The organism is Aeromonas sp. FDAARGOS 1417 (genome assembly GCF_019046985.1).
In the GTDB taxonomy this organism is placed as follows: Bacteria; Pseudomonadota; Gammaproteobacteria; order Enterobacterales; family Aeromonadaceae; genus Aeromonas; species Aeromonas veronii.
Window position 1 is genome coordinate 552,494 of record NZ_CP077221.1, and the last position, 13,147, is coordinate 565,640.

Annotated in this window: 12 protein-coding genes and 1 other annotated feature; of the genes, 3 read left to right on the forward strand and 9 right to left on the reverse strand. The window is 58.3% G+C overall.

The features are described 5' to 3' along the window. Positions 1-339 precede the first annotated feature (339 nt). The gene (locus I6L47_RS02435) at positions 340-1,962 is read left to right on the forward strand and encodes an acyl-CoA synthetase (RefSeq protein ID WP_216948575.1); all 1,623 of its coding nucleotides are present in this window, start codon (positions 340-342) and stop codon (positions 1,960-1,962) included. 87 nt (positions 1,963-2,049) lie between these two features. Here I6L47_RS02435 and I6L47_RS02440 read toward each other — a convergent pair whose 3' ends face one another. Beyond that, positions 2,050-3,339 (reverse strand): sensor domain-containing diguanylate cyclase, encoded by a 1,290-nt coding sequence (locus I6L47_RS02440; RefSeq protein ID WP_216948576.1) that lies wholly within the window; start codon positions 3,337-3,339, stop codon positions 2,050-2,052. 363 nt (positions 3,340-3,702) lie between these two features. On the opposite strand from I6L47_RS02440, the gene I6L47_RS02445 reads away from it, so the two are divergent. Continuing rightward, the gene (locus I6L47_RS02445; protein WP_216948577.1) at positions 3,703-5,169 is read left to right on the forward strand and encodes a P-loop NTPase fold protein; all 1,467 of its coding nucleotides are present in this window, start codon (positions 3,703-3,705) and stop codon (positions 5,167-5,169) included. A 33-nt stretch (positions 5,170-5,202) separates the two neighbouring features. Here the strand turns inward: I6L47_RS02445 and hisIE are convergent, their stop codons facing one another. The 8 genes from hisIE to hisG form a co-directional block, all read right to left on the reverse strand. Further along, positions 5,203-5,769: a bifunctional phosphoribosyl-AMP cyclohydrolase/phosphoribosyl-ATP diphosphatase HisIE gene (hisIE, locus tag I6L47_RS02450; RefSeq protein ID WP_254204852.1), complete on the reverse strand. Its 567-nt coding sequence runs from the start codon at positions 5,767-5,769 to the stop codon at positions 5,203-5,205. Between the two features lie 182 nt (positions 5,770-5,951). Next, a complete protein-coding gene (gene hisF, locus I6L47_RS02455) occupies positions 5,952-6,725 on the reverse strand; it encodes an imidazole glycerol phosphate synthase subunit HisF (RefSeq protein ID WP_216948578.1) in 774 nt (257 codons plus the stop codon). Next, on the reverse strand, positions 6,725-7,486 hold the full coding sequence (gene hisA, locus I6L47_RS02460) for a 1-(5-phosphoribosyl)-5-[(5-phosphoribosylamino)methylideneamino]imidazole-4-carboxamide isomerase (RefSeq protein WP_058056833.1): 762 nt from the start codon (positions 7,484-7,486) through the stop codon (positions 6,725-6,727). The genes hisF and hisA overlap by 1 nt, the downstream gene beginning before the upstream one ends. Continuing rightward, the gene (hisH, locus tag I6L47_RS02465; RefSeq protein ID WP_216948579.1) at positions 7,487-8,116 is read right to left on the reverse strand and encodes an imidazole glycerol phosphate synthase subunit HisH; all 630 of its coding nucleotides are present in this window, start codon (positions 8,114-8,116) and stop codon (positions 7,487-7,489) included. Further along, complete coding sequence (gene hisB, locus I6L47_RS02470; RefSeq protein WP_216948580.1) at positions 8,116-9,225, reverse strand: bifunctional histidinol-phosphatase/imidazoleglycerol-phosphate dehydratase HisB; 1,110 nt, start codon at positions 9,223-9,225, stop codon at positions 8,116-8,118. Before hisB ends, hisH begins: the two co-directional genes overlap by 1 nt. Positions 9,226-9,240: 15 nt before the next feature. Beyond that, positions 9,241-10,311 carry a histidinol-phosphate transaminase gene (hisC, locus tag I6L47_RS02475; protein WP_209298580.1) on the reverse strand — a complete coding sequence of 357 codons (1,071 nt, stop codon included), beginning with the start codon at positions 10,309-10,311 and terminating at the stop codon, positions 9,241-9,243. After that, positions 10,308-11,633, reverse strand: a complete 1,326-nt coding sequence (gene hisD, locus I6L47_RS02480; RefSeq protein ID WP_216948581.1) for a histidinol dehydrogenase — start codon at positions 11,631-11,633, stop codon at positions 10,308-10,310. The genes hisC and hisD overlap by 4 nt, the downstream gene beginning before the upstream one ends. Before the next feature lie 12 nt (positions 11,634-11,645). After that, a complete protein-coding gene (gene hisG, locus I6L47_RS02485) occupies positions 11,646-12,542 on the reverse strand; it encodes an ATP phosphoribosyltransferase (RefSeq protein ID WP_127005645.1) in 897 nt (298 codons plus the stop codon). 29 nt (positions 12,543-12,571) lie between these two features. Next, positions 12,572-12,696 (reverse strand) — a sequence feature (His leader region). A gap of 186 nt (positions 12,697-12,882) precedes the next feature. On the opposite strand from hisG, the gene I6L47_RS02490 reads away from it, so the two are divergent. After that, positions 12,883-13,128 carry a hypothetical protein gene (locus I6L47_RS02490; RefSeq protein WP_179903859.1) on the forward strand — a complete coding sequence of 82 codons (246 nt, stop codon included), beginning with the start codon at positions 12,883-12,885 and terminating at the stop codon, positions 13,126-13,128. Positions 13,129-13,147 lie beyond the last annotated feature (19 nt).

Genomic DNA, 13,147 nt, shown 5'->3' on the forward strand with positions numbered 1-13,147 from the left:
GAAAATAGTGCGCGCCGAGATGAATGGAGTGGCATATAAAGCAGTTTTGACGGAATAATATTCCACTATCGTCATTTTTCGTTTTTCGCCAAAAAAAGCCTGTGAAAAAAATGGCACGCTTTCCAGTAACGAAATATTTTTTGCAACGAAAACAGGGGCCCCTGTTGGCAGGCGGCAGCTCCTGTCTAAGACGTTTTGCTAATACCTGCCGCTGCAGGCTCGCTGTTAGGCTGTCATCCCCATAAGAGACCAGTGACGGGCAGGATGCCCATGTCGCTTGCTGATCTCTGAATCATCCCGAAACTGCCCGTTTTGTGCCACCTGTGAGGAAGGAACCCGATGACAGTGCAGAACATCTATGAGCGCGACCTTGCCAAAACCGCCGCCAATTTCCAGGCCCTGACCCCCATCAGCTTTTTGGGGCGGGCGGAGCGGGTCTATCCCGACTATCCGGCGCTGATCCACGGCCCGCTGCGCCAGAGCTGGGGCGAGACCGCCCGCCGTTGCCGCCAGCTTGCCTCGGCCCTGCGGCTTCGCGGTATCGGGGAGGGGGATACCGTCTCCATCGTTGCGCCCAATATCCCGGCGATGTTTGAAGCACACTTCGGGGTGCCCATGAGTGGCGCTGTGCTCAACACCATCAATACCCGGCTCGATGCAGAGTCGATGGCCTTTATCTTCCAGCATGCCCAGAGCAAGGTGGTGCTGGTGGACAGGGAGTTCGGCTGTGTGGTGCGTAAGGCGCTGGATCTGCTGGAGTGCCAACCGCTGGTCATCGCCATCGACGATCCCCTCTACCGGGAAGGGGCGCTTGTCAGTGAACTGACCTATGAGGCCTTTATTGCCACTGGTAACGGCGATGAGCCCGGCTGGCTGCCGCAAGATGAGTGGCAGGCCATCTCCCTTAACTACACCTCCGGCACCACTGGCAATCCCAAGGGGGTGGTCTATCACCATCGCGGCGCCCACCTCAACGCCATCAACAATGTGCTCTCCTGGGAGCTGCCCAAACATCCCGTCTATCTCTGGACCTTGCCGATGTTTCACTGCAACGGCTGGTGTTTCCCCTGGACGCTGGCGGCCACCGCTGGGGTGAGTATCTGCCTGCGTCATGTGCAGGCCGCCGCCATTTATGAGGCGCTGCACGAGCACAAGGTGAGCCATTTTTGTGCGGCGCCCATCGTGCTCAATATGCTCAATAATGCCGATCCGGCGCTCAAGCAGGGGCTGGATCACCCCATCAAGGTGATGACCGCTGGCGCTGCGCCCCCCGCCACCGTGATCGCCGGGATGGAGGCGATGGGGATCGCCGTGACCCACGTCTATGGCCTGACCGAAACCTATGGCCCTTGCGTGTTGTGCGAGCCGCAAAGAAGCTGGCAGGGGCAGGATGCTACGGCGCTGTCGCGCCTCAAGGCGCGGCAGGGGGTTGCGTCGCCTCTGCAGGGGGAGATGCGGGTCATCAATCCGGTCAGCGGCGAGCCGGTTGCCAAGGATGGCAAAACCATGGGGGAGATAGTGCTGCGCGGTAATGTGGTGATGAAGGGCTATCTGAAAAATCCGGCGGCCAGCGCTGAGGCGATGGCGGAGGGGTGGTTTCGCAGTGGCGATCTGGCGGTATGGCACCCGGATGGTTATGTGGAGATCAAGGACAGATCCAAGGACATCATCATCTCCGGCGGGGAGAATATCTCCAGTCTGGAGGTGGAGGACGTGCTCTATCGCCATCCCGATGTGGACGAAGCTGCGGTGATCGCCATGCCCGATGAGAAGTGGGGGGAGGTACCCTGCGCCTTCGTGAAACTGAAAGAGGGGCGAGAGACTACCCAGGCGGAGTTGATCGCCTTTTGCCGGGAGCAGATGGCCCACTTCAAGGCCCCCAAACGCATCATCTTCACCCCGCTGCCGAAAACCTCGACCGGCAAGGTGCAAAAATTCGTGCTGCGCAAACAGCTGGGGTAGCAGTCTGTTCATAAGGATCCAGCACAGACTTTCATAGAAGGGAGAAACGAGGGAGCATGGAGGGCTGCTGGCCCTCCCGTTGTATGGCTAGGGGGTCTTGCAGGCGACGCAGTTGCGGCCGCTCTGTTTGGCCTGATAGAGCATCTGATCGGCGCGGGCATAGAGGCTCTCCATCAGCTCCCCTTCGCCATTTTCCACCAGTCCGGCGCTGATGGTGATAACCAGCTTATCCCCATCGGGCAGGGGCAGCGGGCTTTGCATCACCTGCAGGCGCAGCCGCTCGGCCAGAGATGCGGCGGCCAAGAGGGTGGTGTTGGGCAGCAAGATGGCAAACTCGTCACCGCCGATGCGGGCCAGCACATCTTCGCTGCGCAGCACCGACTGCATCACCCTGCCAAGATGCACCAGCGCGCTATCCCCAAGGGGATGACCGAAGCGATCGTTAATGCACTTGAACTGATCCACATCCAGCACCATCAGCACCGAGGTAAGGTGGTGGCGCATGTCCAGACTGAGGTTCTTCTCGCACAGTTCGAAAAAGAAACGGCGGTTGTAGAGACCGGTGAGGCCATCGCGCACCGACTGCTGGTGCAGCTGCTCCTTGAGCTGGTGCAGTTCGGTAATGTCGGAGGAGATACCGATCAGGGTCGGGGTGCCATCCCCCAGCAGAAAGGGCACCTTGACCGACCAATAGTAGTGCTGATTTCCCTCGGGATCGGTCAGCATCTCTTCCCCGGCTTGTAGCTCGCCGGTTTCGAATACCCGATTGTCCAGCCGCCACAGCTGGCAGGCGCTGGCCGCGGGGATCACCTCGTCATCGCGCCGGTTGATGATCTGCTCGGCAGGAAGGCCCAGCAGATCGGCGACCTTTTGGTTGACGTAGAGAAAGCGGTGCAGGCTGTCCTTCATATAGATATGGGCATCCACGTTGGCGAGGATGATTTCCAGCAGCTGATGCTGCTCGGCTATGCGGGCCTCAATCAGCTTGTGTTCGGTGATATCGGTGGAGATGCCGCACAGGCCGATCAGGTTGCCATCCTTGTCATGGATGGGCTTTTTAACGGTCCAGTAGCAGCGCTTTTCCCCGGTGGATTTGAGGTAGTTGATCTCCTCCTGGGCGATGGCGAGTTGCTGCTCCAGTACCAACCGGTCGTTGCGTTGAATGGTGTCGGAGAATTCGAGATCAAAAAAGGCCCGATCATCCTGCCCCTGCAACTCGGCGAGGGTGCAGCCAAAGAGATCCAGCACCGCCTGATTGGCATAGGTGTAACGGCCCGCCAGATCCTTGGTAAACATGTAGGCGTCCGTCTCGTTGAAGATGGCTTTGAGGTGATCCAGCTCATGCTGTAACTGGATAGAGAAGGGTTCATCCTTCATGGGGCTAGCCATCCTTGGGTCGCTACGATGGGTCGGTTGAACAAGACGCGCAACAGAGATCAACAGCTTTAAATAAAGCACCGAACAGGTCAGGTTTCGTGTTTATTTCCGCAAGTTCTGCGCCATGTCACACGATTGTCATCGTTGGTGTGGTCAAAGGAAATCGACTGAGTCTGTGGCTGTGCAGATCACCCTGTTTCCCCCTTTATCGGCCCAGCATTATTGGTTAGCAGCAGAGAAATTAATCGGCAATCAAATACGCCACCCCGAGCGGCAGAAAGGGCAACAAACAGGTCTTTAATCAAACTATTTTCACTGTGCCCCTGATATCATCCTCAGCAACGCAATATGGAGAGATACGAGATGGCAGTGGCACCGTTTAATTGGGATGACGCAGTTCAGTGGGACGGGCCGGGGGCCATTGCGGGTAGCGAAGAGATCTTGAGTGCTGATCGGCTGGATCGCGCCCGCTATGCCGAGTTTCTGACCAACTACCTCGCTGCCGAAGGCAAGCAGCGCAATTATGTGCTCAACCTCAATGCCGAATGGGGGGCAGGGAAAACCTGGTTTATCAAGCGCTGGTATATGGAGCTGAAAGCGCACTATCCCACCGTCTATATCGATGCCTGGCAGCAGGACTTTTCCGACGATCCTTTATTGACGGTTATTTCGTCGATTATCGACCAGTTAAAAATGATTGCGGGAAAAGAAAACCCGATTCCAGAAGGAATGCGTCAGCGGCTGCTTGGATTATTTAAGGTCGGCGGCAAACTGGCATTGAAAGCGGCAATCAAGAAGGCTGGATTGGAAGAAGATGATTTTTCGCTGGAAGAGGATGATGCCAATCAGCTGGTCGATGCCTTATGCAATAATCAGAAAGAGCGTTATGAATCTATCCAGTATCTTAAACAAGAGATCCGGCAATGGGTGGAAGGGGCTGTTGGTTTAAGTGAAGGAGAGCTGGATTATCCCGCATTTATTTTGATAGATGAGCTTGATCGTTGTCGTCCTTCCTATGCGGTAGAGATGCTGGAGACTATCAAGCATATATTCGACATTCCTAAAATTGTTTTTGTATTGGCAACAGATACCGAGCAGTTGCAGCATGCTATCAAGGTAATTTATGGGGAAGGATTTCATGCCTCTGCTTATCTAAGACGTTTTTTCAGGCGGCAATTTGCATTAAAGGAAATATCAAAAGCATCATTCATTGAAAGCTACATGACTCTTGATGATGCATCATGTGAGCACCTTTTCCCAAGATTTAAAACAATAAGCGAATTCTCATTGTTGCTATCCGTGCTCGCAGATGCCTTTGGTCTTCAGCTTAGAGATATTGAGCAATACATAGACAAAGTAAAGGCGGCAATATCAAACTTCAGTGATGATTTTGATTTAGTGATTTTTTCCATACTTCTTTTAGCCAAAGAGCATGAGCCTGACTTATATAGGCAGATAGTGAATTTAGAACTATCACTTCGAAATGATCAGAAAAAGCCAATATCTAATGTTGGGTTTTACGAACGATTTAAAGTGAATAGTATATTATGTTTTAACTTACCTTCAGAGAGTAATGGGGGCGAGTTTTTAAACGTTGCAATAAGTATATCTAAATATACAGGCTGTTTCTTTTACTCTATAAGGAATAAAGCACAATTAGTCGCAGAAAGGAACGCAATTGCAATAGGTGGGGTGTTAGGTCAACATTATATAGATACATTCACTATTGCTAGCAAAGAAGAGACATTATTGGCTTATCACTTGGCAAATCAGAGTGTCAATATTCATGATTATCAAGATCTTGTTGAGTTAGCATGCAATTTAAAATAGAAATGGGCATAAGCCCATTTCTAAACATGAATATTATTTTTGATGCCGCTTATAAAGCCGCTGAACGACATCCTGTAATCCCAGCCCCTCGTTTTGCAGCAGCACGGTCAGGTGGTAGAGCAGATCGGCGGATTCGTTGATGAGCTCCTCCCGATCCTTGGCCATGGCGGCCAGCGCCACTTCCACACCTTCCTCACCGACCTTCTGGGCGATGCGCTTGGTCCCTTTGCCGTAGAGGCTGGCGGTGTAGCTGGTGGCCGGATCGGCCCCTTTGCGGGCGGCCAGCACCTGCTCCAGCTCTGCCAGAAAACCGAGCGGTGGCAGCGGGTGGCCGTTAAAGCAGGAGGTTGTGCCCTTGTGGCAGGTGGGGCCGACGGGGTTGGCGGCAATCAGCAGGGAATCCTGATCGCAGTCGGTGCTGATGGCCACGAGTTGGAGCACATTGCCCGAGCTTTCACCCTTGGTCCAGAGCCGCTGTTTGCTGCGGCTAAAGAAGGTGACCTGACCGGTGGTCTGGGTCTTTTCCAGTGCCTCACGAGTCATAAAGCCCTGCATCAGCACCTCGCCACTGGCGGCATGCTGGACGATGGCGGGGATCATGCCATCGCATTTTTCCCAGTCGAGCTGTTCAATTAATAAGTTGGAATTATGCACGGGTATCGGCTCCTCTATTATCAGACCGGCACTCAGGGCGGGGGATCATGGCGCATTTACATTTTTCCCAATCGAGCTGCTCGGCAAGAGGGCGCGCGCTGGCGGTTGTTTGTGCATTTTCAGAGAAGTTATTCACGGATGGCGACTCCTTCGGTTTTCAGCCAGCGTTTCAATTCGGGAATGGGGATAAGGCCCTTGTGGAACACAGAGGCGGCCAGCGCCCCGTCCACATCGGCGAGGGTAAAGGCATCGCGAAAGTGCGCCATGGCACCCGCGCCGCCGGAGGCAATCAGCGGCACCTTGCAGACGCTGCGCACCAGCTTGAGCTGCTCGAGATCATAACCCTGACGCATGCCGTCCTGATTCATCACGTTCAGCACGATTTCGCCCGCGCCGCGTTTTTGCACCTCCTGCACCCAATCGATGGTGTGCCAGGCGGTAGTGCGGGTGCGACTCTCGTCGCCGGTAAACTGTTTGACCTGATAGTGGCACGTGTCGGCGTCGAAGTAGGAGTCAATGCCCACCACCACGCACTGCACGCCAAAGCGCTCGGCCAGTCGGCTGATAAGGGTCGGATCGGCCAGCGCCGGAGAGTTGATGGAGACCTTGTCGGCGCCAAATTCGAGGATCTGGCGGGCATCCTCCACGCTCTTGATGCCACCGGCGACGCAGAAGGGGATGTCGATCACCTCCGCTACCCGGCTCACCCAGCTCTTGTCTACCACCCGGGCATCGCTGGAGGCGGTGATGTCATAGAACACCAGCTCGTCAGCGCCCTCTTCGGCGTAGCGGCGCGCCAGCTCGACAATGCCGCCCATCACCTCGTGGTTGCGAAATTGCACCCCTTTGACCACCACGCCATCTTTTACGTCGAGGCAGGGGATAATGCGTCTTGCCAGCATCAGTTGCCTCCTGTGGTATCGGCTGCGGGGGCTTGCCAGCAGGCGATGGCGTCACCTACCGAGAACTTGCCCTCCAGCAGGGCGCGGCCAAGGATGATCCCTTTGACGCCGGAGCCCTTGAGCGCCTCGATATCTGCGATGCCGCCAATGCCGCCAGAGGCTTGAAAGGCGACGCTCGGGTAGCGGGCGCAGAGATCCCGATAGAGCTCGACGTTGGTGCCAGCCAGGGTGCCGTCACGGCTGATGTCGGTACAGAGCACATGCTTGAGCCCGGCGGGGAGGAAGCGCTCGATCAGCGCCTCGATGGTCACACCGCTGTTCTCCTGCCAGCCTGCCACAGCGATATGGCGATTGCCCTGCTCATCGATATTGACGTCCAGCGCCAGCACGATCTGCTCGGGGCCATATTTCTCCATCCAGCTGGCCACCAGATCCGGGGATTTGACGGCGGTGGAGCCAATCACCACCCGGCTGGCACCGGCGGCCAGCAGATCTGCCACATCCTGCTCGGTACGCACGCCGCCGCCGACCTGCACCGGTGCTTCGGTGGCCGACAGCAGCTGGGTCAGCAGGGGGAGCTGGCGCGCCTTGGCATCCTTGGCACCGTCCAGATCCACCAGATGGAGCTGCACCGCCCCCTGGGAGACATATTCATCGAAGCGGGCTTGCGGGCTGCTGCTGTATTCGGTCTTCTGGTCGTAGTCCCCCTGATAGAGGCGAACCACCTGACCGTTGATAAGGTCAATTGCGGGAATGATCATTCATAGCTCCAGAAAATTTTGCAGCAAACGGGAACCGGCTGCGCCTGAACGCTCCGGGTGGAATTGGGCGCCAAAGAAGTTGTCACGGGCGACAATCGCGGTAAAAGGCTTGCCGTAGTCGCAGGTCGCCAGCGTCGCTTCGGTTACCTCCAGCGCATAGGAGTGCACGAAGTAGAAGTAGCTGCCGCTCGGGATCCCCTTGAGCAGAGGATGGCTCTCATCATGCTCAATCTGATTCCAGCCCATATGGGGCAGGCGCAGATTGTCCACCACCATCAGCCGGATCTTGCCCGGCACTATGCCAAGGCAGTCGATAAGCCGCGCTGACGAGTCATCCGTACCCATGCTCTCTTCGGAGGCCTCCGCCAGCATCTGCATGCCGAGACAAAAGCCCAGCAGCGGCTGCTTGGCGGCGCGAATAAGGGGCACCAGCCCCCGTTCGTTGAGGTTTTTCATGGCGGCCACCGCGGTGCCGACACCGGGCAGGATCAGCTTGTCCGCCTGCTCGATATCGGCCGCCTGGCTGGAGACCAGCGGCCGCACGCCGAGGCGCTCGAACGCCATTCTGACCGAGGCCAGATTGGCGCAGCCGGTATCGATAATGACCAGCTTCTGCTTGCTCACATCCATCACAGCACTCCCTTGCTGGAGGGAAGTTCGCTCCCTTCCACCCGAATGGCCTGACGCAGGGCGCGGCCAAAGCCTTTGAACAGCGCCTCCACTTGATGGTGGGTGTTGCCGCTGCCCACCTTCATCTGCAGTGTGATGGCCATGGCATCCGACAGCGAGCGGAAGAAGTGGGGCACCATCTCGGTGGCCATCTCGCCCACGTTGTCGCGACCAAAGCCGCTCGGGCAGTCAAATACGAAGTAGGGGCGACCGCTGAGATCCAGCGCTGTGCTCACCTCCTGCTCGGTCAGCGGGCGCGCATCGATCACCGCCTGTACCTCGTCCATCGCCAGCACAAAGCCGAAACGGCCGATGCCGCGCTTGTTGCCAAGGGCCTGACGCAGCGCCTGACCCAGCGCCAGCCCCACATCTTCCACCGTGTGGTGATCGTCGATATGCAGATCACCGCTGACGTTCAGCTTGAGCTGGAAACCGGCGTGGGTCGCTATCTGATCCAGCATGTGATCAAAAAAGCCGATACCGGTGGAGATCTGGTTGCCGCCGCTCTTGTCTAAGTCCAGCGCCACCTGAATGCGGGTCTCCTTGGTGTAACGCTCCACCGAGGCCGCACGCCCTTTGGACAGCAGCTGATCACGGATGGCGAGCCAGTCGTGATCCTGCGGGTGGTAGCGAATACCGCCAATGCCCATATTCTCGGCAAGCTGCAGATCGGTCTGGCGATCGCCAATCACGAAGGAGTTGGCAAAGTCGATACGACCGGAGGCGAGGTACTCCTTTACCAGCCCGAGGTGAGGCTTGCGGCAGCTGCAGCCGTCGGTAGGGAAGTGCGGGCAGATCAGCACCTGTTCCCACTTCACCCCTTGCGATTCAAACAGGTGCATCATCAGGTCGTGGGGTGGCTGGAAGTTCTCCAGCGGCAGGCTGGCGGTGCCCAGCCCATCCTGATTGGTCACCATCACCAGCGCGTAGCCAGCGGCCTGCAACTCGCGCAGCACCGGAATGACCATGGGCTCGAAGCGTAGCTTGGCGAGGCTATCTACCTGCTTGTCGGTCACCGGCTCTTCAATCAGGGTGCCGTCGCGGTCGATAAACAAAAACGGGGTCTTCATCGCTACATCCTTGTCTTACAAAGTGGGAGAGGGCAGATCACGCAGTACCGCCAGCACGGCATCCATCTCGCCCTGATAGCCGATGGTGACGCGAATGCTGTTGTCCAGACCCGGCTTGCTGGAGAAATCCCGCAGTATGATGCCGGCGGCCTTCATGGCAGCAAAGACGGCGGCGCCATCCACAAAGCGCACCAGCACGAAGTTGCCCTTGTCTTCGAATACTTCCTTCACGCAGGCAAGCGTTGTCAGCTCTGCCTTGAAAGCGGCTTTTTGCTTGTTGAGCTCTACCACTCGCTCGCGCATCAGCTCCAGCCCCATGGGGGAGAGGGCCTGCGCCGCGATCTGGGCGATGGGCTCGGGGATGGGATAGGGGGCGATCACCTTGGCCAGCATAGCGATCACCTCGGGGCTTGCCAGCGTAAAGCCGCAGCGGATCCCCGCCAGGGCAAAGGCTTTGGAGAGGGTGCGGGTCACCACAAGATTGGGGAAGCGGGTCAGCAGGTCCACCACGGACGCATCAGGACAGAACTCGATATAGGCCTCGTCCACCACCACGATGGCGCGATCCCGCGCTTTCTCCAGCAGGGCGATAAGGCCGTCGCGCCCCACCAGATCCCCGGTGGGGTTGTTGGGGGAGCAGAGAAACACCAGTTTCACGTCGGACAGGCGATCGGCGATGGCGGGCCAGTCCGGTTGGCGGCTGGCGGTCAGCGGCTGTTCGACGATGCCAACGCCACAGGTCTCGGCGCTGATGGCGTACATGCCGTAGGTGGGCGGGCAGATGAGGATCTGATCTTCACCCGCTTCGCAGAAGGTGCGAATAAGCAGCTCGATGGCCTCGTCGGCGCCACGGCTCACCAGCACCTGATCGGGATTGACTCCAGCGTAGGCGGCATAGCCGTTCACCACCTCGGCCGGTTGGCACTCGGGGTAGCGGTTGAGGCGGCTTCCCTCGATGGTGAAGGGATAGGCCAGTGGCGCCTCGTTGGCATTGAGCCAGACGTGGCCCTTGCCGCCGATGCGGCGGGCGGATTGATAGGGGGTGAGGGCCCGCACCACGCGGCGCGCCAGGTTGGCAATGCTCATGACAAATCCTTCTGCTGTGCTGTTGGTTGGGGCGCGGCGGCCAGGGCGTTCAATCTCAGCGTCACGGCGTTCTTGTGGCCATCGAGCCCCTCGGCCTGGGCGATGCGCTCGACGATGGGGCCAAGGCCCTGAATGCCGCGCTCGCTCAGTTCCTGCACCGTGTAGCGGCGCTGATAATCCGCGAGACCAAGGCTGGAACAGGTGCGGGCATAGCCATAGGTAGGCAGAGTGTGGTTGGTGCCGCTGGCGTAATCGCCGACTGACTCGGGGGTCCATGCTCCCAGAAAGATGGAACCGGCATTCTCAAGCTGGTCCAGCAGCTCGCGGGGTGCGCGGGTCTGAACGATCAGGTGCTCCGGCGCGTAGGCGTTGGAGATGGCACATGCCTCGGCCAGATCGTCACAGAGGATCACCAGACTGCTGCCGAGCGCCTGGGCGGCGATATCGCGGCGGCTCAGCTTGGCCAGCTGGCTCTTGATTTCCCCTGCGATGGCATCGGCCAGCAGCGGCGAGGTGGTCACCAGCACTACCTGACTGTCTGGGCCATGCTCGGCCTGGGAGAGCAGATCCGCCGCCACGAAGGCCGGGTTGGCGCTCTCGTCGGCAATCACTAGCACCTCGGAGGGGCCGGCGGGCATGTCGATGGCGGCGCCGCGCCAGTCGCGGGATACCTGCCCCTTGGCTTCGGTCACATAGGCGTTGCCCGGGCCGAAGATCTTGTCCACCTTGGGGATGCTCTCGGTGCCGTAAGCCATGGCGGCGATGGCCTGGGCGCCGCCGATGGCGAACACCTTCTCGACGCCGCAGGCGCGGGCGGCAAACAGGATCTCGTCGCTCGCCGGAGACGGGGTGCAGAGCACCACTTCACGGCAACCGGCGATAGCTGCTGGAATGGCCAGCATCATCACGGTGGAGGGGAGCGGCGCGCTGCCCCCCGGCACATAGAGGCCGACCCGGCTGATGGGCTGGGTGCGCAGCTCGCACACCACCCCGGGCTGGGTTTCCACCCGCACCACCGGCTGCAGTTGTGCGGCGTGGAAGGTGCGAATATTGGCAATGGCCGCTTCGATGGCATTTTTGATCTCGTCATCCAGCCGCGCACAGGCGGCTTCAATCTCATCTTCGCTGACGCGCAACTGCTCACGGGGGGCGCGCTCGAAGCGCAGGCTCAGCTCGCGCAGGGCCTCATCGCCACGGCTGCGCACCGCGGCGATGATATCCCGCACCACGAGGCCGATATCGGCCTCGTCACTCAAGGCCGGTCGGGTCAGCACGTCGGCTTGCTGGGCGGGGGAGAGGGTCTTCCAGATCAGGGTCTGCATGATGTCCCTTCCTTATTCCATCATTTTTTCGATGGGCAGCACCAGAATGGAGCTGGCACCCAGAGCCTTGAGCTGCTCCATGGTCTCCCAGAATAGGGTCTCGCTGGAGACGACGTGCAGCGCCACCTGATTGGTGTCACCGGCCAGTTGCATGATGGTGGGGCGCTCGGCACCCGGCAGCAGATCGGTGATGGCATCGAGCTTGTCTTTGGGGGCGTGCAGCATGATGTACTTGCTCTCGCGGGCCTGCTGCATCCCCTGAATGCGGGGCAGCAGTTTGTCGATGAGCTTCTGCTTGGCATCGGACAAGGGGTTGGGGGCCTGTACCAGTACCGCCTTGGAGCGGTAGATCACCTCCACCTCTTTGAGGCCATTGGCTTCCAGGGTCGCGCCGGTGGAGACCAGATCGCAGATGGCATCGGCCAGACCCGCACGGGGGGCCACTTCCACCGAGCCGCCCAGCATCACGCTCTTGAAGCCAAGACCCTTTTCATCAAAGAAGCGTTTGAGCAGCCCGGGGTAGGAGGTGGCGATGCGCTTGCCGGCAAGGCTCGCTGGCCCTGTGTAGGTCACATCTTCCGGCACCGCCAGCGAGAGGCGGCAGCCACCAAAGTCCAGCTGCTTGAGGGTTTTGACCTCGAAGGGGAGGCCTTGGGAGGCACGAATAAGCTGCACCTCTTCCAGCACGTTCTCGCCGATGATGCCAAGGTCGACCACCCCTTCCATCACCAGACCCGGGATATCGTCATCACGCACCCGCAGGATATCGATGGGCATGTTCTCGACATGGGCGATGAGGCGCTGCTCGCGCAGGTTGATTTTCAGGCCACAGCTCTTGAACAGGGCCTGGGAGTCCTGGCTCAGACGACCGGACTTTTGCATGGCGATACGCAGACGTTGTGTTTCCATTTGCTCGATTTCCTTCTAGTCAAAAACGAAAAAACCCTCGGAAGTGTGTGCTTCCGAGGGTTTATGAATCTTGCGGTCCTTTTGGAAGTCACCAGTTAAGTGTCTTCCAGCAGTCAACCTCCTGAAAGACTAGTCGGGATGATGATGGTGGTGATGAGTCTTCAGGGTGGTGAACTTCATGTAATCAATCCTTTACAAAATAAGATGTCGTAATTGACGCCTGATTTAAACTACCTGCCTTGACAGAAAATGCAACCCGAAATTGTGATTTGATCGATTTAAGTGGCGAAAACGGTTTTCTGGTCGATAACTAGACAATAACCCTGCAGGAGTCGCCATCATGCCCAGCCAGGACCTGTTGTTCCCCATTTTGCCCCGGGCACCCGCCGCGCCCGGCAGCGAAGAGATCAAGCGGGAAGTGAACCAGATCAGCAAGAAGCATCAGCTGCGCAAGACCAGCACTGACAACAGTGACTCCCAGCAGCGCCAGCAGGCGTATAGCACGCCCGCCAAGCGTGATCAGCCCAAGGTAGAGGAGGACGATCACAAGCCGGACCCCGAGCATCAGATCGATCTGTTCGTCTAGGCAGATTATCTGTCCCGCT

Coding starts and splice junctions, on each gene's coding strand:
- I6L47_RS02435 (WP_216948575.1), top strand. CDS start 340: ATGACAGTGCAGAACATCTATGAGCGCGACCTTGCCAAAACCGCCGCC.
- I6L47_RS02440 (WP_216948576.1), bottom strand. CDS start 3,339: ATGAAGGATGAACCCTTCTCTATCCAGTTACAGCATGAGCTGGATCAC.
- I6L47_RS02445 (WP_216948577.1), top strand. CDS start 3,703: ATGGCAGTGGCACCGTTTAATTGGGATGACGCAGTTCAGTGGGACGGG.
- hisIE (WP_254204852.1), bottom strand. CDS start 5,769: ATGATCCCCGCCATCGTCCAGCATGCCGCCAGTGGCGAGGTGCTGATG.
- hisF (WP_216948578.1), bottom strand. CDS start 6,725: ATGCTGGCAAGACGCATTATCCCCTGCCTCGACGTAAAAGATGGCGTG.
- hisA (WP_058056833.1), bottom strand. CDS start 7,486: ATGATCATTCCCGCAATTGACCTTATCAACGGTCAGGTGGTTCGCCTC.
- hisH (WP_216948579.1), bottom strand. CDS start 8,116: ATGGATGTGAGCAAGCAGAAGCTGGTCATTATCGATACCGGCTGCGCC.
- hisB (WP_216948580.1), bottom strand. CDS start 9,225: ATGAAGACCCCGTTTTTGTTTATCGACCGCGACGGCACCCTGATTGAA.
- hisC (WP_209298580.1), bottom strand. CDS start 10,311: ATGAGCATTGCCAACCTGGCGCGCCGCGTGGTGCGGGCCCTCACCCCC.
- hisD (WP_216948581.1), bottom strand. CDS start 11,633: ATGCAGACCCTGATCTGGAAGACCCTCTCCCCCGCCCAGCAAGCCGAC.
- hisG (WP_127005645.1), bottom strand. CDS start 12,542: ATGGAAACACAACGTCTGCGTATCGCCATGCAAAAGTCCGGTCGTCTG.
- I6L47_RS02490 (WP_179903859.1), top strand. CDS start 12,883: ATGCCCAGCCAGGACCTGTTGTTCCCCATTTTGCCCCGGGCACCCGCC.